The sequence below is a fragment of the Streptomyces sp. CC53 genome (assembly GCF_001865245.1).
GTDB lineage: Bacteria > Actinomycetota > Actinomycetes > Streptomycetales > Streptomycetaceae > Streptomyces.
In genome coordinates this window covers 1-21,312 of record NZ_MKXB01000027.1, presented here as the reverse complement: position 1 = coordinate 21,312, position 21,312 = coordinate 1, and the positions used below count along the sequence as shown (strand labels likewise).

Genomic DNA, 21,312 nt, shown 5'->3' with positions numbered 1-21,312 from the left:
TTCGCGGCGGCGGCCGGTCCGGCACCGCCCGGCGGGCCGTCGGCCCTCCCCGGCGGGTGGCCGTCACGAGGCCCGCGGGGGCGCGCCCCCGGACACGGCCCCGCCGCCGGGGCGCCACCCGTCTCGGCTCGGCCTCGACCGGACACCCGGCGAGCCACCGCGCACGGGACGGACGCTGCCCCCGGCCCCGACCGGGCGCCCGGCGCGCCCCGCACACGAAGCGGACGCCGCGGCCGCGCACCGCCCCCGGGCGGGAGCTTGCGGCGCCTCCCGGGGGTCGGGCCGGTCGGCGCCGCCGGCCCGGCCACCGGGCGGCCGGGCCGCTCACGGCACCGACACCGGCGGCCTGCGGCGTTCCCCGGCGGCCGGGCCCGGAGAGACGTGAATCACGCGCGGGACGCTGAACTCGGGAGGGTTCCGGCGGGTCTTCGAGCGTGCGCCCGGTCGAGCGAGTCGCCGTACCGGGCCACAGGACGTGCCGAGCGACGTGGGGGCCGCGGCAGATGCTGTTCGAGAGGGGCGCCGGCCCGGCAGTGCGGGGCTTCGCCGTGCGCGAGTGGGGACCGCTGTTCGGGACGGTGCGCGCCGGGCTCGCGGCCCGCAGGTGGCGGGCGGTGCCGCTGACGCTGGCCGCGGTGTGCCTGACGTCGCTCTTCCAGTGGGTGCAGAACCAGCCGTGGGGCTACGGCCCGGTGCAGGCCGTCGGGGCGGTGCGGGCGGAGGAGCCCCTGTGGCTGGCGCTCGTGCGGACACCGCTGTCGCTGTTCGTGCCCGCGCTGGACCTGCCGGTGTGGGGGGCGCTGGCGCAGATCCTGGTGGTGTTCGGCATCGCCGAGGTGTGCCTGGGCCGGCGGCGGACGCTGCTCGTCGCCTACGCGGCCACGCTGGCGGGCACCCTGTACGCCCGTGCCGGTGTCGCGCTGGGCCCGGACGGCGTGCTGGGGCCGGTGGGGCTCCCGGCGTCGGACGCCCGGGTGGTGGACACCGGTCCGTCGGCGGCGGTGGTCGGGCTGGCCGTGTACGTCTGCCGGCGCCACCGGGCGCGGTGGACGGCGTGGCTGGTGGTCGCGGCGATGGTGGTCGAGGTGGCCGTCAAGCCGAACCTGGCCGGCAAGGAGCACCTCGCCGCGATCGCGGGTGTGGCGGTGGCGTACGCGGTGGCTGCGCGGTGGCGCCGCCGGTCAGCGGGGGCCACCGCGGCGACGGCGACTCCGGCTGCCGCCCCGGCTCCGGCTCCGGCTCCGGCTCCGGCTCCGGCTCCGGCCAACGTCACGGCCACGTCGTCGGATCCGGCCGAGGCCGACCCGCCCTCGGGCGCGCGGCCCGGCGTCAGTCGTCGGGCGTCCCGCCGATCAGGTCCTGGAAACGGCGGCTGAGGCGCGTCCAGCGGCGGTCGTGGTGGTAGGCCCGCAGCCCCGCCCTGGCCCGGGCGCGGGGGCGGCGCCGGTAGGCGCGCCGTGACCAGGGCGATCCCGGGCGGGCGAGCCGTACGGCGGCGAACAGCGCCACGAACGGCACCAGAACCCCGATGACCGCGAGGCGGAACTTCCCCTTCAGGAACGCGACGGCGACGAACACGAAGTTCACGGCGAGCGTCAGCACGAGTCCGGCCCGGTTCTGCCTCTCCTCCGGTGTCAGCGCGTCCACGCCGAGGGGGGAGAAGCCCGCCAGGACGAGCATCAGGAGGGCGGCGGTGAGCACGACCGCCTCCACGCTCTGGCGGCCCTGTTCGGTCCAGTAGACGTCGTCGAGGTGGAGGATCAGCGCGAACTCGTCCAGGACCAGTCCGGCGCCGATGCCGAAGAGGACGGCGCAGGCCGTCGCGGTCGCGCCGCGGTCGTCGGCGGCGACCCCGCCGAAACCGCCGACGAGGGTGAGGACGACTCCGGGCACGACGTGGTGGATGTGGACGCCGCTTCCGGTGCTGATGTTCCTGAAGGGTCCACGACCCGCGCGGATCATGCGGGTGACGGTCCGGGTGGCGAAGAACGTGAGGAGGAAGGAGGCGAGGGCGATCAGCAACGGCAACTTCCCGGGCTCCACGATGTTCCGGGTGAACCAGTGACCCATGCCACCTCCGTCCGTTATGCGGCGCTATGCGCAATCTACCGGCGGAGGGCCGCGGACGGCAGCGACTAGTGTGCGCGCGGTGACGACTTCCGACGCCCCGGCACGCCTCCACGGCCTTCGTTTCGCCTTCGGCACCCTCACGGTGCTGCCCGCGCGCGTCACCCGCTGGGACCGGGAGGCCGCCCGGTCCGGAATGGTGTGCGCCCCCGCTGCGGGGCTGGTGGTGGGCCTGTGCGCGGCGGCCGCCGGCGTACTGCTGCTGGCGCTCGGCGCGGGTCCGCTGCTCGCCGCCGTCGCATCGGCCGCCGTCCCGGCGCTGCTGACCCGGGGCCTGCACCTGGACGGCCTCGCGGACACCGCCGACGGACTGGGCAGCGGCAAGCCCGCCGAGGACGCGCTGCGCATCATGAAGCAGTCCGACATCGGCCCGTTCGGGGTCGTCACCCTGGTGCTGTGCCTGCTCGCCCAGGTCGCGGCACTGTCCGAGCTGTACGGGCAGGGGTGGGCGCGCGGCGCGGTCGCGGCGGTCCTCGCGGGCACCGTCGCCCGGCTGGCGCTCACCCTGGCCTCCCGCGCCGCCGTCCCCGCGGCACGGCCCGAGGGGCTCGGCGCGGTGGTCGCGGGCACGGTCCCGCCGCGGGCCGCGCTGGCGGCGGCCGCGGTCGTCCTGGCCGGGTGCGCGGCGGCGGGTGCCGCGCTGCCCGGGGCGTACGACGCGGTGCGGCACGTGCTGGCCGCCCTCGTGGCGCTGGGCGCGGCCGAGGCGCTGCTGCGCCGCTGCGTGCGCCGGTTCGGCGGCGTCACCGGCGACGTGTTCGGCGGGGTGGCGGAGATCGCGACGACGGCGGCGCTGGTCGCGCTGACGCTCGGTTAGCCCGGGCATCCCGCCCGTCGGCCGGGAGCGACCGCCTTCGGAGCACGCCCGCGGTGCGGCCGGGTGCGATGAAGAGCCGGTGCCCGGCGAAGGGCCGCCGTGTCGGCGGCCGGTTGGCGCCGCTTCCCCGGCGAGCCCGGCCCCGGCTCGGAACCCTCGGGTGCAGGGCGGGCGGAGGCCGGCTCGCCACGGGGCCGCCGAAGGGCCGTCTCCGCCGCGTACCGGCCGGTGGGCTGCTGCTCACCGCTCCCTCCCCCGCGTACGGGACGGGCCGGAACGGGGGCGCGGCGGCGCCTCACGGCCCGGAGGCGGTACGGCGGCCGGCCGCCGGGACGGGCGGCCCCCGCGCGGGCGGTGCCGCCGTTCGTGGGCTGATCCGCCGAACATGAAAGAGACGCTGCGGAAGAGTGAACATCCGGCCCCCTGAACGAGTCGGACGGGCACGCGTAGGCTCAGCCCTGCTCCATCCGGGCCGCACCGTGACGCCCTGACAAGCCCGTCTACGATGCGGCGGGCACGGTCGGCCCACCCCTCGACCGCTCACATGACTCAACGGAAGCGAGATCTCACTACCGTGACTGCTCTCACTCTCAGCACCGCCGGGGCTGCGACGCTGCGCGCGGACGCCCTCGTCGTCGGTGTCGCCAAGCCCGCCGACGGCGGCAAGGGGCTCGTCGCCGCGCCCGGCGCCGAGGCCGTGGACGCGGCGTTCGACGGAAAGCTCGCCGCCGTCCTGGGAACCCTCGGTGCGTCAGGTGCCGAGGGTGAGGTCGTCAAGCTGCCCTCCCCGGACGGCGTGAAGGCCCCGCTCGTCGTGGCCGTCGGCCTCGGCCAGGCTCCCGAGAAGGACGCGGCCTTCCCCCGGGAGACGCTGCGCCGCGCCGCCGGCGCCGCGGCCCGCGCCCTGCACGGCACGAAGAAGGCCGCGTTCGGGCTGCCCGTGGACTCCGCGGAGGACGCGCAGGCCGTCGCCGAGGGCGCGCTCCTCGGCGCGTACGCCTTCACCGCCTACCAGGACCGGGGCAAGGACGCGAAGGGCCCGCTGGCGGAGGTGGCGCTGCTCGGCGGCAAGCCCCGCGACAAGGCGTACAAGGCGGCCGCCGAGCGCGCACTCGTGCTGGCCGAGGAGGTCAACCGGGCCCGCGACCTCATCAACACCCCGCCGAACGACCTGACTCCCGAAGCGTTCGCCGCCGTCGCCACCACGGCCGGCAAGGAGAACGGCCTCAAGGTGCAGGTCCTCGACGAGAAGGCGCTCGCCAAGGGCGGCTACGGCGGCATCCTCGGCGTCGGCGCCGGCTCGCAGAACCCGCCGCGCCTCGTCCGGATCGCGTACACGCACCCGGAGGCGCAGCGGACCCTCGCCCTGGTCGGCAAGGGCATCACGTACGACTCGGGCGGCATCTCGCTGAAGCCCGCCGGCCACAACGAGACGATGAAGTGCGACATGAGCGGCGCCGCCGCCGTGTTCGCCGCCGTCGTCGCGGCGGCCCGCCTCGGCCTGCCCGTCAACGTCACCGGCTGGCTGGCGCTCGCCGAGAACATGCCGTCCGGTTCGGCCACCCGCCCGGGCGACGTGCTGCGCATGTACAGCGGCAAGACCGTCGAGGTGCTGAACACCGACGCCGAGGGCCGCCTGGTCCTGGCCGACGCGATCACCCGCGCCTCGGAGGAGAACCCGGACGCGATCGTGGACGTGGCCACCCTCACCGGCGCGATGATGGTGGCACTGGGCAGCCGCACGTTCGGCATCATGGCGAACGACGACGCCTACCGCACCGCGATCCACGAGGTCGCCGAGGAGGTCGGCGAGCAGTCCTGGCCGATGCCGCTGCCGTCGGACCTGCGCAAGGGCATGGACTCGCCGACCGCCGACATCGCCAACATGGGCGAGCGGATGGGCGGCGGCCTGGTGGCCGGCCTGTTCCTGAAGGAGTTCGTCGGCGAGGGGATCACCTGGGCCCACCTGGACATCGCGGGCCCCGCCTTCAACGAGGGCGGCCCCTTCGGCTACACCCCGAAGGGCGGCACCGGCTCGTCCGTGCGGACCCTGGTGCGACTGGCGGAGCGCACCGCGGCCGGCGATCTCGGCTGACCTCGCCCCGGCACCGCACACGGCTTGACGCACACCGCCCCGGGGAGGGCTGCCGGCCTGCTCGACAGGCCGGCAGCACGGGGTCCGCGGCCGGCCGCCCGTACGGTCCGCAGCGTGCACCACGGCCCCGGACGTCACTCGTCCGGGGCCTTCGCCGTGCGCGCTCCGTTCGCTCTCAACGAAATCCGTACGCCAGTACGCCGCCCCCACCTCGGGTGGTGGATCATCCTCCGTCTCAGGACCCGGCCCCGCGTCCCGGTGTGGGTCGACTAGTGCGAAGATGGGTGACCGGCAGGACAGGGCCCCCACCACAGGGCCGAACATCGACAGCGGCCGAACACCAGCCGCCGCAGGTCACTGAGGACCGGCGACCGGCGCTCATGCATGGAGGACGTGACGTGGCGAACGACGCCAGCACCGTTTTCGACCTAGTGATCCTCGGCGGTGGTAGTGGCGGCTATGCCGCCGCCCCGCGGGGCGCGCAGCTTGGCCTGGACGTCGCACTCATCGAGAAGGACAAGCTGGGCGGCACCTGCCTGCACCGCGGCTGCATCCCCACCAAGGCCCTGCTCCACGCCGGCGAGGTCGCCGACCAGGCCCGCGAGGCGGACCAGTTCGGTGTCAAGGCCGTGTTCGAGGGCATCGACATCAAGGGCGTCCACAAGTACAAGGACGACGTGATCAGCGGCCTGTACAAGGGCCTGCAGGGTCTGGTCGCCTCCCGCAAGGTGACCTACATCGAGGGCGAGGGCCGGCTGTCCTCCCCCACCTCCGTCGACGTGGACGGCCGGCGCATCGAGGGCCGCCACGTGCTGCTCGCCACCGGCTCCGTGCCGAAGTCGCTGCCGGGCCTGGAGATCGACGGCAACCGCATCCTCTCCTCGGACCACGCGCTGGTCCTGGACCGGGTCCCGGAGTCCGCGATCATCCTCGGCGGCGGTGTCATCGGCGTCGAGTTCGCCTCCGCCTGGAAGTCCTTCGGCACCGACGTCACGATCATCGAGGGCCTCAAGCACCTCGTGCCGGTCGAGGACGAGAACAGCTCCAAGCTTCTTGAGCGCGCGTTCCGCAAGCGCGGCATCAAGTTCAACCTCGGCACGTTCTTCCAGAGCGCCGAGTACACCGACAGCGGTGTGAAGGTGACCCTGGCGGACGGCAAGACCTTCGAGGCGGAGGTGCTGCTGGTCGCGATCGGCCGCGGCCCGGTCTCCGCGGGCCTGGGCTACGAGGAGCAGGGCGTCGCCATGGACCGCGGCTACGTCCTGGTCGACGAGTACATGCGCACCAACGTGCCGACGATCTCGGCGGTGGGCGACCTCGTCCCGACGCTGCAGCTCGCGCACGTCGGCTTCGCCGAGGGCATCCTGGTGGCGGAGCGACTGGCCGGTCTGAACCCGGTCCCGGTCGACTACGACGGCGTGCCCCGGGTGACGTACTGCCACCCCGAGGTCGCCTCCGTGGGCATCACCGAGGCCAAGGCCAAGGAGATCTACGGTGCGGACAAGGTCGTCGCCCTGAAGTACAACCTCGCGGGCAACGGCAAGAGCAAGATTCTGAAGACCGCGGGCGAGATCAAGCTCGTCCAGGTCAAGGACGGTGCCGTGGTCGGCGTCCACATGGTCGGTGACCGCATGGGCGAGCAGGTCGGCGAGGCGCAGCTCATCTACAACTGGGAGGCGCTGCCGGCCGAGGTGGCCCAGCTCATCCACGCGCACCCGACGCAGAACGAGGCCCTCGGCGAGGCCCACCTGGCGCTGGCCGGCAAGCCCCTCCACTCCCACGACTGACGCACCAGTCACCGGGCGCGACCACTTACCGCACAGATCTGTTAGGAGCTAGTGAAACCATGCCGGTTTCCGTAACCCTGCCGGCGCTCGGCGAGAGCGTCACCGAGGGCACCGTCACCCGCTGGCTGAAGGCCGAGGGTGAGCGCGTCGAGGCGGACGAGCCGCTGCTCGAGGTCTCCACCGACAAGGTCGACACCGAGATCCCCGCCCCGGCCTCGGGTGTCCTGTCCCACATCAAGGTCGCCGAGGACGAGACCGTCGAGGTCGGCGCCGAGCTCGCCGTCATCGACGACGGCACCGGTGCCCCCGCCGCGGCCCCGGCCGCCGAGGCCGCCCCCGCCCCGGCGCAGGAGGCCCCCGCGGCCCCCGCTCCGGCCCAGGAGGCCCCGGCCGCCCCGGCGCCCGCCGCCGAGGCCCCGGCCGCTCCGGCCGGCGGTGCCCAGGGCACCGACGTCACGCTGCCCGCGCTGGGCGAGTCGGTCACGGAGGGCACCGTCACCCGCTGGCTGAAGGCGGTCGGTGACAGCGTCGACGCCGACGAGCCGCTGCTGGAGGTCTCCACCGACAAGGTCGACACCGAGATCCCCGCCCCGGCCGCCGGTGTGCTGCTGGAGATCACGGTCGGTGAGGACGAGACCGCGGAGGTCGGCGCCAAGCTGGGCGTCATCGGTGCCGCGGGTGCGGCTCCGGCCGCCGCCCCGGCGCCCGCGGCCCCCGCCCCCGCCCAGGAGGCCCCGGCCGCCCCGGCGCCCGCCGCCGAGGCCCCGGCCGCCCCGGCTCCCGCCGCTGCTCCGGCCCCGGCCGCCCCGGCGCAGGCCCCTGCCGCCCCGGCTCCGGCGCCCGCTCAGGCTCCCGCCCCGGCGGCCCAGGCCCCGGCCGCGGCCCGCGCCACCGACGAGGGCGCGTACGTGACCCCGCTGGTGCGCAAGCTCGCCTCCGAGCACGGTGTCGACCTCGGCAGCGTCAAGGGCACCGGTGTCGGCGGACGCATCCGCAAGCAGGACGTCCTCGCCGCCGCCGAGGCCGCGAAGTCCGCCGCCGCCGCGCCGGCTCCGGCCGCCGCCCAGGCCGCGCCCGCAGCCAAGGCCCCGGCGCTGGAGGTCTCCCCGCTGCGCGGCCAGACCGTCAAGATGACCCGCATGCGCAAGGTCATCGGCGACAACATGCTGAAGGCGCTGCACGAGCAGGCGCAGCTGTCGTCGGTCGTCGAGGTCGACATCACCAAGCTGATGCGGCTGCGCGCCCGCGCCAAGGACGCCTTCGCGGCCCGCGAGGGCGTGAAGCTGTCCCCGATGCCGTTCTTCGTCAAGGCGGCGGCCCAGGCGCTGAAGGCCTACCCGGTCATCAACGCCCGGATCAACGAGGCCGAGGGCACCATCACGTACTTCGCCTCGGAGAACATCGGCATCGCCGTGGACTCCGAGAAGGGTCTGATGACGCCAGTCATCAAGAACGCCGGCGACCTCAACATCGCGGGCATCGCCAAGGCCACCGCCGACCTGGCGGGCAAGGTCCGGGCCAGCAAGATCACCCCGGACGAGCTGTCGGGCGCGACCTTCACGATCAGCAACACCGGCTCGCGCGGCGCGCTGTTCGACACCGTCATCGTGCCGCCGAACCAGGTCGCCATCCTGGGCATCGGCGCCACGGTCAAGCGCCCGGTCGTCGTGGACCACCCGGAGCTCGGCGAGACCATCGCCGTGCGCCACATGACGTACCTGACGCTCTCCTACGACCACCGCCTGGTGGACGGCGCGGACGCCGCCCGCTACCTGTCGGCGGTCAAGGCGATCCTGGAGGCCGGCGAGTTCGAGGTCGACCTCGGCCTGTAGGACGACCCCGGTCCTCGCACACAGCAACGCGGCGCCCCCGCCCGGCACTTGGCCGGTGCGGGGGCGCCGTCGTACCGGCGGGTCACCCCGGGCGGAATAATGGCCTCACCGGCATCAGCGAAGGAGTCCCCTCCATGACCACCCCGCCCCCCGTCGTGCACTCGCTGCGCGAGCAGATCCGCGAGCACATCGTGGAGGGGATCGTCAGCGGCCGCTGGAAGCCGGGCGAGCGGATCGTGGAGCGGCGGATCGCGACGGAGCTCCAGGTGAGCCAGACGCCCGTCCGCGAGGCGCTGCGCGAGCTGGAGTCACTGCGGCTGATCGAGTCGGCGCCGAACAAGGGCGTGCGGGTCCGCAACCTCACGGCGGCGGACCTGGAGGAGTCCTACCCGGTGCGGGCGGGCCTGGAGCAGATCGCGGCGGAGCTGGCGGCCCTGCGGCTGGCGGACGACTGCTCGGCGCTGGAGCCGCACGTGGCGGCACTGTACGAGGCGGACGCCCGGGGGGACGACACGGCGCAGGTGCGGCACACCGTGGCGTTCCACCGTGAGCTGGTGCGGGCGGCCCGCAACGCGGTCCTGCTGCACACCTGGGAGGGCCTCGGCATCGAGGTGTTCACGGCGCTGTCGATCCGCTGGCTGGGCACGGTCCAGAAGGAGTACGCGGAGGAGCACCAGGAGCTGGTGGACGCGTTCCGCCGCCGGGACCCGGAGATCGGCTCCCTGGTCAAGGCCCACGTCCTGGGCTGCGCGCCGCGCGCCTGACGCACCGCGCTCACCGCCGTCGAGGCGCCGCACGTCCTCCTGCCCGACGTCCTTCTTCGTCTTCGCACCGAGGAGCCTCGCGGCCCCGGCCAGTACGTCGTCATCCCGGTCCACGTCGGTCACGCCCGTGATCCACACTCCTGCATGCCGTGTGGGTCCTCCGCCACCACGCCCCACGTAATAGCGCGCCTCACCGGCGTCGCGCGGGCAGCTGCTACCGTGCGCGACGAATCGGACGCGTAAAGCCACCGAAGGGCCGTACATGAAGATCGTCTGTGTCGGCGGGGGCCCCGCCGGGCTGTACTTCTCCGTGCTGATGAAGCTGCAGGACCCGTCGCACGACGTCACCGTCATCGAACGCGACCCGGCCGGCTCCACGTACGGCTGGGGCGTGACGTACTGGGGCGGGCTGCTGGAGCGGCTCCGCTCCGGTGACCCGGAGTCCGCGCGGGCCGTCGAGGCGGCCTCGGTGCGGTGGAGCGACGGCGTCGCACTCGTGCGCGGCCAGCGCACGGTGCACCGCGGCGACGAGGGCTTCGGCATCGGCCGCCACCGGTTGCTGGCGCTGCTGGCCGAGCGGGCACGCACCCTGGGCGTGCGCCTCGTGCACGGGCAGGAGGTGGCGGACGCCGACAGCCCCCTGCTGCGCGGCGCGGACCTCGTCGTGGCCGCGGACGGGGTCGGCAGCCGCCTCCGGCAGAGCCTCGCGCCGCGCTTCGGCCCGCAGGTGCGCACCGGCCGCAACCGGTACGCGTGGCTCGGCACGACCAAGGTCCTCGACGCGTTCAGCTTCGCCTTCACCGAGACGGAGCACGGCTGGATCTGGGCGTACGGCTACGGGTTCAGCGGTGACCGCTCGACCTGCGTCGTCGAGTGCGGGCCGGAGACGTGGCGGGGCCTCGGACTGGACCGGCTCGGCGCGGACGCCGCCCTGGCCCTGCTGGAGGGGCACTTCGCGGAGCTGCTCGACGGGCATCCGCTGATCGCCGGCGACGAGGGCGGCGACGCGGTGCGCTGGCGGGCCTTCCGGACGCTGAGCAACCGCACCTGGCACCACGGCAACCTGGTGCTGCTCGGGGACGCCGCCCACACCACGCACTACTCGACCGGCGCGGGGACGACGCTCGCGCTGGAGGACGCGCTCGCCCTGGCCGGGGCGCTGGGCGGACGGGGCCGCGGCGGCCTCCAGGCGGCCCTGGCGGGCTACGGGGAGCGGCGCCGCGCCGAGCTGCTGCCGGCGCAGAGCGCCGCCCACTACAGCGCCCGCTGGTACGAGGACCTGCCGCGGTACATGGACCTGGCGCCGGAGCGGATGTTCGCGCTGCTGGGCCAGCGGCACTCCCCGCTGCTGCCGTACGTCCCGCCGCAGCTGTACTACCGGCTGGACCGCGCGGCGGGACGGCTGGAGCCGCTGCGGCGCCTCAAGCGGTGGATCGGTCCGCGGCTCGGCGGCTCGCTCCAGGCGGCGCGCGCGCAGGACTGACCGGGCGAGTCATCGGACGACTGCCCGGCCCGCCCGCACGCTCATCCTCCGGGGCGCCCGCTCATACGGGCGCCGAAACCTGCGAAAACACGGCACGGGGTGCCTGCTTCTGTGGCACCCGATGCCTACTTTGGCTTTGGGCATAGGAAAATGCGATACCCCCTTTGATCGATCATCGATCACGGTCGTACAGTCGTCGGCGGACTACACCAGAGTCCGCCGCCCTGTCCTGCCAAGACCAAGGGCACCCCCACCCCCCTTCGACTCCGGAAGGCGGCGCATATGACCGACCCCCACCGCATCCAGCCGAGCGAGCTCGACCAGCTCCCGGACCGGGACCCCGAGGAGACCGCCGAGTGGCAGGCGTCGCTCGACGCCGTGGCCGCCGCCGCGGGGCCGCACCGCGCCGCCTACCTGATGCGCCGCACCCTGGAGCGGGCCGAGGGCGCGGGTGTCGCGCTGCCCAAGCTGCTGGAGACCGACTACGTCAACACCATCCCGACCGCCGCCGAGGGCTCCCACGGCTTCGACGGCGACGAGGAGATGGAGGCGCGGATCACCGCCTGGAACCGGTGGAACGCCGCCGCGATGGTGACCCGCGGCTCGAAGTACGGCGTCGGCGGCCACATCGCCACCTTCGCCTCCGCCGCCTGGCTCTACGAGACCGGCTTCAACCACTTCTTCCAGGGCAAGGAGCGGGACGGCTCCGGCGACCAGCTCTTCATCCAGGGCCACGCCTCCCCCGGCATCTACGCCCGCGCCTTCCTCGACGGCCGGCTGACCGAGGCGCACCTCGACAACTTCCGGCAGGAGTCCGGCGGCAACGGCCTGCCCTCCTACCCGCACCCGCGCCGCCTGCCCTGGCTGTGGGAGTTCCCCACCGTCTCGATGGGCCTCGGCCCGCTCTCCGCGATCTACCAGGCACGGTTCAACCGGTACCTGACCAACCGCGGCATCAAGGACGTCTCCGCCTCGCACGTGTGGGCGTTCCTCGGCGACGGCGAGATGGACGAGCCCGAGTCGACCGCGGCGCTCGCGCTCGCGGCCCGCGAGGGCCTCGACAACCTGACCTTCGTCATCAACTGCAACCTGCAGCGCCTCGACGGCCCCGTCCGCGCCAACTTCAAGATCGTGCAGGAGCTGGAGGCCCAGTTCCGCGGCGCCGGCTGGAACGTCGTGAAGACGCTGTGGGGCTCCGCCTGGGACGAGCTGTTCGCGCTCGACACCACCGGCGCGCTGGTGCGCCGCCTGCGCGAGGTACCGGACGCGCAGGTCCAGACGTACCAGACCCGCGACGCCGCCTACATCCGCGAGGACTTCTTCGGGAAGGACCCCGCGCTCGTCGAGATGGCGAAGCTGCTGTCCGACGACAAGATCATCGAGTGCTTCCACTTCTCGCGCGGCGGCCACGAGTCCCGCAAGGTCTTCGCGGCGTACAAGGCCGCCGTGTCCTTCAAGGGCGCACCGACGGTGATCCTGGCGCAGACCGTCAAGGGCCACACCCTCGGCAAGGGCTTCGCGTCGAAGAACGCCAACCACCAGATGAAGAAGCTGTCCGACGCCGAGTTCAAGGAGATGCGCGACCTCCTCGGGCTGCCGATCCCGGACAGCGCCTTCGACGGCGGCCAGGTGCCCTACGGCCACCCGGGCGCCGACTCCCCCGAGGTCCGCTACCTCCAGGAGCGCCGCGCCGCCCTCGGCGGCCCCGCGCCGGCCCGCCGCGTCCACCCGGTCGCGCCGCTGCCGGCCCCGGCCGACAAGGCGTTCACCGCGTTCGACAAGGGCTCCGGCTCGCAGGCGGTCGCCACCACCATGGCGTTCGTCCGGCTGGTCAAGGACCTCGTGCGGGACAAGGAGACCGGCAAGCGGTGGGTGCCGATCGTCCCCGACGAGGCCCGCACCTTCGGCATGGAGAGCCTCTTCCCCTCCCTCGGCATCTACTCGCCGAAGGGCCAGACGTACGAGCCGGTCGACCGCGACCAGCTCATGTACTACAAGGAGGCCCAGAACGGCCAGATCCTCAACGAGGGGATCACCGAGGCCGGTTCGATGGCCGACTTCATCGCCGCCGCCACCGCGTACTCCACGCACGGCGAAGCGATGATCCCGTTCTACATCTTCTACTCGATGTTCGGCTGGCAGCGCACCGCCGACCAGATGTGGCAGCTCGGCGACCAGCTCGGCCGCGGCTTCCTCGTCGGCGCCACCGCGGGCCGCACCACGCTGACCGGTGAGGGCCTCCAGCACGCCGACGGCCACTCCCCCGTCATCGCCGCCACCAACCCGGCCGCGCTGACCTACGACCCGGCGTTCGCGTACGAGGTCGCCGCCATCGTCAAGGACGGTCTGCGCCGCATGTACGGCGAGGCGGCCCCGGGCGAGGACCCGAACGTCTTCTACTACCTGACCGTCTACAACGAGCCGATGCCGCAGCCGGCGAAGCCGGACGTCCCCGGCATCGACGAGGGCATCGTCAAGGGCCTCTACCGGTTCAGGCAGGGGCAGGGCGCCGAGGGCGCGCCGCGCATCCAGCTGCTGGCCTCCGGCACGGCCATCCACTGGGCCCTGGAGGCGCAGAGGCTGCTGGTCGAGGAGTGGGGCGTGACCGCCGACGTGTGGTCCGCGACCTCGTGGACCGAGCTGCGGCGCGACGCGCTGGAGGCCGACGCGGCGCTGCTGCGCGGCGAGGAGCGGGTGCCGTACGTGCGCCAGGCGCTGGCCGACGCGCAGGGCCCGGTGCTGGCCGTCAGCGACTACATGCGCCAGGTCCCGGACCAGATCGCGCAGTGGGTGGAGCAGGACTACACCTCGCTCGGTGCCGACGGCTTCGGCCTGTCCGACACCCGCGAGGCGGCCCGCCGCCACTTCGGCGTCGACGCCCAGTCGGTCGTCGTCGCCGCCCTGGCCCAGCTCGCCCGGCGCGGCGAGGTCGCCGCCTCCGCGGTGAAGGACGCCCGGGAGCGCTACGGCCTCTGACGCCCCGCGCCCCTGCCCGTGCCCCCGGTCCGCCTCCCCGCGCCCGGGGGCACGGGCACGTCCGGGCATCATGGCGGTATGCGTGCCGCCCGACTGATCACGATGGTGCTGCTGCTCCAGTCCCGGCCCTCCATGACCGCCGCCGAGCTGGCGCGGGAGCTGGAGGTGTCGGAGCGCACCGTGCAGCGGGACGCGCAGGCCCTGTCCGAGGCGGGCGTCCCCGTGTACGCGGACCGGGGCCGGGCCGGCGGCTACCGGCTGGTCGGCGGCTACCGCACGCGGCTGACCGGGCTGGCCCGCAGCGAGGCGGAGGCGCTGTTCCTCTCCGGCGTGCCGGGCGCCCTGCGGGAGATGGGCCTGGACGACGCCGCGTCGGCGGCCCGGCTGAAGGTGTCCGCCGCGCTGCTGCCCTCCCTGCGGGACGCCCCGGCGTCCGCGGCGCAGCGCTTCCACCTGGACGCGCCCGCCTGGTACCAGGAGCCCGGGACCCCGGAGCTGCTGCCGGCGGTCGCCCGGGCGGTGTGGGCGGACCGGTGCGTGCGGGCCCGCTACCGGCGGGGCGACGCCGAGGTGGACCGGGAGCTGGCCCCGTACGGGCTCGTGCTGAAGGCGGGCGTCTGGTACCTGTGCGCGCGGGCGGACGGCGGCGCCTTCCGGGTGTACCGGGTGGACCGCTTCACGTCCGTGGAACCGTCCGGGGAGACGTTCGTCCGGGACGAGGGCTTCGACCTGCCGGCGTTCTGGGAGGAGCGGGCGTCGGCGTTCGCCCGCGCCCTGCTGCGCACGGCCGTCGTGGTGCGGCTGTCGGAGGCGGGCGCCCGGAGCCTGCCGTACGTCACGGACCGGGCGGCGGCCCGTGAGGCGCTGGCCGCGGCCGGCGGGCCGGACCCCTCCGGCCGGGTGACCGTCACCCTTCCGGTGGAGTCCGACGACGTCGCGTACGGCCAGCTGCTGGCCCTGGGCCCGGAGGCCGAGGTGCTGGAGCCGGCGTCCCTGCGGGCCAGGTTCACCGAGGCCGCGGCGCGACTGCGGCAGCTGTACGCCCCCGGCGGCGGCCCGGACACCGGCGGCGAGCCGTCCGGCGGCTGAACCGACCGGCTCCGGGGCCGGGGGCCCGCGCCCAGGCGTCACGTCTGCCCGCCGCCCCGCCCGCCTCCGGGGAGGACGGCGCCACCGCACCGGAGGAACCCCTAGCGGTAGGCGTCCGCCGACGCCTGCTTGCCGCCGTGGACGACGTCGCGGAAGTAGGCCCAGGCGTCCGGCCGGGAGCCGTCCGCATCGGTGAAGCCGTACTCCTGGGCGAGTTGGGCACTGTTGAGGGACTGGCCGCTCCAGCGGGACTTGCCGGGGTCGGCGGCGAGCGCGGCGACGCCGCGACCGACGTACACCGGCGACTCGGCGATCGCGAAGTGCGGTTCGCGGGCGCACGCGTCGCGCCAGTTCTCCTCCCGTACGCCGAAGTGGTCGAGCATCTCCTCGGAGCGGAGGAAACCGGGGGTGAGGGCGACCGCGGTGCAGCCGGCGTCCTCCAGGTCGTGCGCGAGGGCGAAGGCCATGCGCAGGGGCGCGTTCTTGGCGAGGTCGAAGAAGAAGTTCTCCCGGAAGCGCCGGTTGTACTCGGCGGTGCCGTCGGTCATCTCGACCACGAGGCCGCCGGGGCGCCGGATGAGCAGCGGCAGCGCGATGTGGCTGGTGATCGCGTGGCTGCGGATGCCGAGGTCCAGCATGCGCAGCCCCTCGTCCAGGTCGGTGTCCCACATCTTGACGCCGAACTTCAGCAGGTGGTCGCCGCCCCAGAGGCTGTTGACGAGGACGTCGAGACGCCCCTGCTCACGGTCCACGCGGTCCACGAGGGCGCGGACCTGCTCGGGTTCCAGGTGGTCGGTGGGGACGGCGACGCCCTGGCCGCCGGCGGCGGTGACCAGCTCGGCGGTCTCCTCGACGGTCTCGGTGGGCCTGCCGACCTCGCTGGTGTGCCTGCGCGTGGTGCGCCCGGTCGCGTAGACGGTGGCGCCCGCGGCGCCGAGCTGCACGGCGATGGCCCGGCCGGCGCCCCGGGTGGCGCCGGCGACGAGCGCGACGGTACCGGCGAGGGGGCGGGACGGGACGGTGGTGTCGGTGGTCATGCAGCAAACCTGCCACCCGAAGGCGACATCTTCTGTCGGGTATTCCGGGGACTTCCGGGGCGTCCCCCGGTCGGGCCCGCCCCCGGCGGCGCGTGGGCGGGACGCTGCCTGCCGGGCGCCGCACGTGCTCCGCGCCCGTGCCCACCGCGAGGTGACGCGCCCGCTCGGCGCCCCGCCGGGCCGCTCCGCGTGCGCGGGCGCCCGTCCGGCTCGATGCTGGTCCCGTGATGGACGAGACGGAGTTCTGGGAGATCGTCGACAGCACCCGCGAGGCCGCCGAGGGCGACCCCGACGATCACGCCGAGCTGCTGGTAGAGCGGCTCGTGCAACTCGATCCGGAGTCGGTCGTCGACTTCGCCCGCCATTTCGAGGCCCGCTACAACCGGGCCAACTCCTGGGACCTGCTGACCGCCGCGGCGATCCTGCTCGGCGAGGCGGGCGACGACGCCTTCGACTCCTTCCGCTGCTGGCTGATCGGGCAGGGCAGGGAGGTGTTCGAGGGGGCCGTGCACGACGCGGAGTCGCTCGCCGAGCTGCTGGAGGACTTCGACCCGGCGGTGGACGGGGACGGGGAGGAGCTGGGGTACGCGGCGGACGAGGCGTACGAGCAGCTCACCGGGCTGGAGACGCCGGACCTGGGGCTGCCCGCGCCGCCCGCCCAGCCCGACGGCACCCCGCTGGACCCGGACGACGACGAGGCCCTGGCCGAGCGGCTACCCCGGCTGTGGGACCGCTTCGGGGGCTGACGGGCTCACGCCGGGTCCACGAGCGTGCGCCCCATGAGCACGTCGTCCACGTACGCCCCGTCGAGGAGGAACTCGCCCGGCAGCACACCCTCCACGGTGAAGCCCTCCGACTCGTAGAGGCGGCGGGCGGGCGTGTTGTGCCCGAGCACGCGCAGCGTCATCCGGACGGCGCCGCGGCGCAGCGCCTCCTCGCACGCGGCCCGCAGCAGGGCCCGTGCGAGCCCGCGGCCCCGTGCCGGCTCGGCGACGGCGAGGCCCTGGATCTGGCGCACGTGCGCGTTGCACGGCATGGGGGTGGGCAGGACGAACCGCACGTAGCCGACCGGGCGTCCGTCGCCGGGGTCCGCGACGAGAATGTCCTCGGGCACGTGCCGGTCGTCGAAGAACGGGGCGAACGGCGGCTCGGGCCGCGGCATGACGGCGTGCAGGGTGGACCAGGTGGCGTGGTCCAGCGCGCTCAGTGCGTCGCCGTCCGCCGCGCGAGCGGGCCGTATGAGGAAGGAGCCGGGTGCCGGTGGGGTGCTCATGGCCGCCACTGTGCCACGGGGGGCAGGATGGGCCCATGACTTTTCGCGAGCGCTCCTCCACCCCCCGGGGCCCCGTCCGGCGGGTGGCCGTGACCGGCTCCCACGGACTGATCGGCGCCGCCCTCGTGCGGTCGCTGCGCGCCGACGGCCACGAGGTGGTCCGGCTGGTGCGGCACCCGGCGCGGACGGCGCACGAGGTGGAGTGGGACCCGAAGCGGCAGTACGTGGACGTGGCGGGGCTCGCCGGCTGCGACGCCGTCGTCCACCTGGCGGGCGCCGGGGTGGGCGACCGGCGGTGGACGGAGGCGTACAAGCGGGAGATCCGGGACAGCCGGGTCCTGGGCACCGCGGCGATCGCGGAGGCGGTGGCGTCGCTGGACGTGCCGCCCGAGGTCCTGGTGTGCGGGACGGCGCTCGGCTACTACGGCGACACGGGCACGCGGGCGGTGGACGAGTCGGCGCCGGCCGGCGACGGCTTCCTCCCCTCGGTGTGCGTCGAGTGGGAGGAGGCCGCCACGGCGGCGGAGGAGGCCGGCATCCGCGTGGCCTACGCCCGCACCGGCCTCGTGGTCGCCCGCGAGGGGGGCGCGTGGGGGCGGCTGTTCCCGGTGTTCCGGGCGGGTCTGGGGGGTCGCCTCGGGGACGGCCGCCAGTACTGGAGCTTCATCTCGCTGCACGACGAGGTGGCGGCGCTGCGGCACCTCGTCGACACCCCGGAGCTGTCGGGCCCGGTGAACCTGACGGCCCCCGAGCCGGTCACCAACCGGGAGGTGACGGCGGCGATGGGCCGCGTCCTGCGCCGCCCCACGCCGTTCCCGGTGCCGGCCGCGGTGCTGCGCCTGGTGCTCGGCGACTTCGCGGACGACATCGTGGGCAGCCAGCGGGTGCTGCCGGCCCGCCTGCTGGAGTCCGGCTTCCGCTTCGCCTTCCCCACGGTGGACGCGGCCATCCGCGCGGCCGCCGCCTAGCGGCCCCACCGGGCGTAGCGGCCCCACCGGGCGGGCGCACGCCTCCGGCTGGCCGCCGCGACGGCCCCGTCAAGCGGGGCCCCGGCCGCCGGTCGGTCCCGGGCCCGTCCGTGCCGCGCGGCCCGCGGACCACCGGCCCGGCTCCCCGCCGCGACGCCCGGGCGGGAGGGCCGCGTCCGCTCCGGGCGGCGCCCGCGCGCCCGTCTCCCCGTGCCGCCCCGGGGGGGTGCACACCGGGCAGGGGCGACGGGAGCCCCCGCGTCCGCCGTACGTGCGATCCCCTTCCGCGTCCGCCGACGCCCCCTGCGCGTCCCCTTCGCCCCCGACCGCCGCCCGTGCCCGGCTCCGCGCGACAGCACCCGTGCGGCTGCACGCCTGTGCGACCTCCGTGCATCGGTGACCCCCTCCACGCGCGACTGCCCAACACCCGTCGCGGCCCCCTACGCTCGGGTGCCGCAAGGGACGCTCGGGCCCCGAACTCGGGCATTCCGGGGGCCTGTCCAGGGCATGAGCCACCCACGCACCGAACCGTCACCCGGGGAGGGTCACGTGCTCAGTACCACAGATCAGCACGCGGACGTCGTCATCGTCGGAGCGGGGCTCGCGGGGCTGTCCGCGGCCCACCACCTCACCGGCGCCGGCCTCGCCGTACGCGTCCTGGAAGCCGCTCCGCAGGCCGGCGGCCGCATGGCCACCGACCACGTCGACGGGTTCCGGCTGGACCGGCTCTGGCACCTGCTCACCACGTCGTCAGCGGAGCTCCAGCGCGCCCCGGGAGTCGACCCCGGCCTGCTGCGCCGTTTCCTCCCGGGCGTGCTGGTGCACAGCGGCGGCCGGCTGCACCGCACGGGCGAGGTGCGGGGCGGTGCCCGTGCGGCCCTGACCCGGGCCCGTGCACTGGCGGCGGCGCCGCGGCCCCTCGACCACGCGCGGCTCGGCGCCTCGCTGGCCCGTCTCGCGGGCACGCCGACGGAACGGCTCATGGCCCGCCGGGAACGCCCCGCGATGGAGGCCCTGTTGGCGCGGGGGCTGCCACCGCGCACGGTCGGAACGTTCCTGCGGCCGCTGCTCACGGCGCTCCTCAGCGACCCGGAACTGATCACCTCCAGCCGCTGCGCGGACCTGGCGCTGCGCGGCTTCGCCCGGGGTCGGCTGTGCGTCCCGGGCGGTGGCTCCGCCGCGCTGCCGCAGCGGATGGCGGCGGCGCTGCCGGACGGCACGGTACGGACCGGCGTCCGCGTCAAGGACGCCTCGATCAACCGGGTCCTGACCGCGGAGCACGGCGAGTTCCGCTGCCGCTCGCTGGTGGTGGCGACGGGCGCGCGGGCGGCGGCCGAACTGCTGCCCGGCCTGCGCGTGCCCGGCTTCCACCCGATGACGGTCCTGCACCACACGGCGCCCGAGGCGCCCGCGACCGCGGCGTCGCTGGTCCTGGACGCGGACCGGGCGGGTCCCGTGTCGCACACGGCGGTGATGAGCGAGGTCGACCCGTCCCGCGCGCCGAAGGGCCGCACGCTGATCACGTCGACGGTCCTCGGCACGCCGCCGGACGACCTCGACCGCCGGGTCCGGCGCCACCTGGCGTCGCTGTACGGCACGGCCACCGGCGACTGGGAGCTGCTCGCGGTGCGGCACGACCCGGAGGCCGTGCCGGCCATGCCGCCACCGCACGACCTGCTCCGGCCGGTGCGCCTGCTGGCCGGCCTGTACGTGTGCGGCGACCACCGGGACGTGAGCACCCCGCAGGGGGCGCTGCACTCGGGCCACCGCGCGGCGCAGGCGATCCTCCGCGACCTGGGCCTGCCCCCGGCCCATCCGGGCTCCGGCCTGGAGGAGGCGGCCTGACCGACGGGGCGCCGGGGCCGGCGCCCGCCCGGCCCCGGTGAGCGCGCCGCCCGGCGGAGGGGGACGGGCCGGCGCGCAGGGGGGACGGGGCCCGGGGACGGCACGGGGGGCCGTCCCCGGGCCCCGCGCGTCCGGACCGCGCTCAGGCCAGGGCCGACACCCGGTCGCGGTAGGTCCGCACGGCCGCGGCCTCCCGGTAGGGCTCCAGCCGCCGCTCGAAGTCGCGTACGTACTCGGCGGCCCGTGCCGACCGCATCTCGGACGCCTGCTGCGCCGCCTCGGCGCCCAGGGCGCATGCCTGGTCGAGCTCGCCGAGGCCGAGCCGGGACGCGGCCAGCACGACGCGGCAGAACGTGCGGCTGCGCGTGTAGCCCGCCCCGTACAGGCGCAGCGCCCGCTCGGCGTGCTGGGCGGCGGCCCGGTACTGCTGGAGGTCGCGGTGGCAGTGCGCGAACTCGTCGGCGAGCTGCGCCTCGTCGAAGGGCCGCGCCCAGTACGGCACCTCGTCCCCGGGCCGGGACGCGTCGAGCGACCGCTCGGCCCGCACAAGGGAGGACGTGCAGGCGCGGACCTCGCCCAGCACCGCGTGCCCCCGCGCCTCCACCGCGTGCAGGAGGGCGAGGACGACGGGCGGCGCGGAGGAGCCGATGCCCTGCTGGGCGACGCGGGCGAGCTGCACGGCCTCCCGCCCGTGGCCGAGGTAGACGGCCTGGCGGCTCATGGTGAGCAGGACGTACGAGCCGTAGGCCCGGTCCCCCGCGGCCTGCGACAGCCGCAGGGCCTGCACGAAGTACCGCTGGGCCAGGCCGTGGGCGGCGATGTCGTACGAGGTCCAGCCGGCCAGCCGGGTCAGGTCGGCGGCGGCGCCGAAGAGCCGCCGTCCGACGGATTCGCCGTAGCAGCCGCGCAGCATCGGCTCGGCCTCGTGCTCCAGGTACCGGACGAGGGCCTGCCGGGCGTGACCGCCGCCGTAGGCGTGGTCGAGGGTGCGGAAGAGCTCGCCGACGGAGCGCAGGGCGGCGATGTCGCCGCTGGTCACCCGCTGGCCGGGGCCGCGTTCCGTGCCGCGCTGCCGGGGCACCGCGAGCGCCGTGCCGGCGCGGCCGGGGGCGCCGGTCGGTCCGGGGGCGGCGCCGGGTCCCCCGGACGGACCGTACGGGGCGCTGCGGGCGCCGGTCGCGGAGGCGCCCTGCGCCCCGGCGGGGCCGGCGGGTGCGGC

The 21,312-nt window shown here is 75.2% G+C and carries 16 protein-coding genes; 12 read left to right on the top strand and 4 right to left on the bottom strand.

Translation table 11 applies throughout. The features are described 5' to 3' along the window. Nucleotides 1-503 precede the first annotated feature (503 nt). Entirely contained in the window at nt 504-1,376 is an 873-nt protein-coding gene (locus BJP40_RS33880) for a hypothetical protein (protein ID WP_226962691.1), read from the top strand. Here the strand turns inward: BJP40_RS33880 and BJP40_RS02460 are convergent. After that, complete coding sequence (locus BJP40_RS02460; RefSeq protein ID WP_071278246.1) at nt 1,330-2,070, bottom strand: hypothetical protein; 741 nt, start codon at nt 2,068-2,070, stop codon at nt 1,330-1,332. The two genes, BJP40_RS33880 and BJP40_RS02460, sit on opposite strands and share 47 nt — an antisense overlap. 70 nt (nt 2,071-2,140) lie before the next feature. Here BJP40_RS02460 and BJP40_RS02455 point away from each other — a divergent pair, with 70 nt between their 5' ends. The 8 genes from BJP40_RS02455 (at nt 2,141) to BJP40_RS02420 (ending at nt 14,970) form a co-directional block, all read left to right on the top strand. Continuing rightward, the gene (locus BJP40_RS02455) at nt 2,141-2,944 is read left to right on the top strand and encodes an adenosylcobinamide-GDP ribazoletransferase (RefSeq protein WP_226962690.1); all 804 of its coding nucleotides are present in this window, start codon (nt 2,141-2,143) and stop codon (nt 2,942-2,944) included. A gap of 574 nt (nt 2,945-3,518) precedes the next feature. Then, nucleotides 3,519-5,039: a leucyl aminopeptidase gene (locus tag BJP40_RS02450; protein WP_071278245.1), complete on the top strand. Its 1,521-nt coding sequence runs from the start codon at nt 3,519-3,521 to the stop codon at nt 5,037-5,039. A 398-nt stretch (nt 5,040-5,437) separates the two neighbouring features. After that, nucleotides 5,438-6,826: a dihydrolipoyl dehydrogenase gene (gene lpdA / locus BJP40_RS02445; RefSeq protein WP_071278244.1), complete on the top strand. Its 1,389-nt coding sequence runs from the start codon at nt 5,438-5,440 to the stop codon at nt 6,824-6,826. Nucleotides 6,827-6,885: 59 nt separating this feature from the next. After that, complete coding sequence (gene sucB, locus BJP40_RS02440) at nt 6,886-8,658, top strand: 2-oxoglutarate dehydrogenase, E2 component, dihydrolipoamide succinyltransferase (protein ID WP_071278243.1); 1,773 nt, start codon at nt 6,886-6,888, stop codon at nt 8,656-8,658. 134 nt (nt 8,659-8,792) lie between these two features. Further along, on the top strand, nt 8,793-9,422 hold the full coding sequence (locus tag BJP40_RS02435) for a GntR family transcriptional regulator (RefSeq protein WP_071278242.1): 630 nt from the start codon (nt 8,793-8,795) through the stop codon (nt 9,420-9,422). 262 nt (nt 9,423-9,684) lie between these two features. Then, nucleotides 9,685-10,905, top strand: a complete 1,221-nt coding sequence (locus BJP40_RS02430; RefSeq protein WP_071278241.1) for an FAD-dependent monooxygenase — start codon at nt 9,685-9,687, stop codon at nt 10,903-10,905. Nucleotides 10,906-11,187: 282 nt separating this feature from the next. After that, nucleotides 11,188-13,881: a pyruvate dehydrogenase (acetyl-transferring), homodimeric type gene (aceE, locus tag BJP40_RS02425; protein ID WP_071278240.1), complete on the top strand. Its 2,694-nt coding sequence runs from the start codon at nt 11,188-11,190 to the stop codon at nt 13,879-13,881. Between the two features lie 78 nt (nt 13,882-13,959). Then, the gene (locus BJP40_RS02420) at nt 13,960-14,970 is read left to right on the top strand and encodes a YafY family protein (RefSeq protein WP_071278239.1); all 1,011 of its coding nucleotides are present in this window, start codon (nt 13,960-13,962) and stop codon (nt 14,968-14,970) included. Nucleotides 14,971-15,071: 101 nt separating this feature from the next. Here the strand turns inward: BJP40_RS02420 and BJP40_RS02415 are convergent, their stop codons facing one another. Beyond that, nucleotides 15,072-16,007: an SDR family oxidoreductase gene (locus BJP40_RS02415; RefSeq protein ID WP_071278237.1), complete on the bottom strand. Its 936-nt coding sequence runs from the start codon at nt 16,005-16,007 to the stop codon at nt 15,072-15,074. A 227-nt stretch (nt 16,008-16,234) separates the two neighbouring features. Between BJP40_RS02415 and BJP40_RS02410 the strand changes: the two genes are divergently transcribed. After that, nucleotides 16,235-16,753 (top strand): DUF4240 domain-containing protein, encoded by a 519-nt coding sequence (locus tag BJP40_RS02410; RefSeq protein WP_071278235.1) that lies wholly within the window; start codon nt 16,235-16,237, stop codon nt 16,751-16,753. A 5-nt stretch (nt 16,754-16,758) separates the two neighbouring features. Here the strand turns inward: BJP40_RS02410 and BJP40_RS02405 are convergent, their stop codons facing one another. Beyond that, nucleotides 16,759-17,280 carry a GNAT family N-acetyltransferase gene (locus tag BJP40_RS02405; protein ID WP_071278233.1) on the bottom strand — a complete coding sequence of 174 codons (522 nt, stop codon included), beginning with the start codon at nt 17,278-17,280 and terminating at the stop codon, nt 16,759-16,761. A 35-nt stretch (nt 17,281-17,315) separates the two neighbouring features. Here BJP40_RS02405 and BJP40_RS02400 point away from each other — a divergent pair, with 35 nt between their 5' ends. Then, the gene (locus BJP40_RS02400; protein ID WP_071278231.1) at nt 17,316-18,248 is read left to right on the top strand and encodes a TIGR01777 family oxidoreductase; all 933 of its coding nucleotides are present in this window, start codon (nt 17,316-17,318) and stop codon (nt 18,246-18,248) included. Nucleotides 18,249-18,755: 507 nt separating this feature from the next. Then, nucleotides 18,756-20,093 (top strand): NAD(P)/FAD-dependent oxidoreductase, encoded by a 1,338-nt coding sequence (locus tag BJP40_RS02395; RefSeq protein WP_071278229.1) that lies wholly within the window; start codon nt 18,756-18,758, stop codon nt 20,091-20,093. A 142-nt stretch (nt 20,094-20,235) separates the two neighbouring features. On the opposite strand, the gene BJP40_RS02390 is transcribed toward BJP40_RS02395, so the two are convergent. Beyond that, a partial coding sequence (locus BJP40_RS02390) for a regulator (protein WP_256220601.1) occupies nt 20,236-21,312 on the bottom strand: 1,077 nt, incomplete at its 5' end.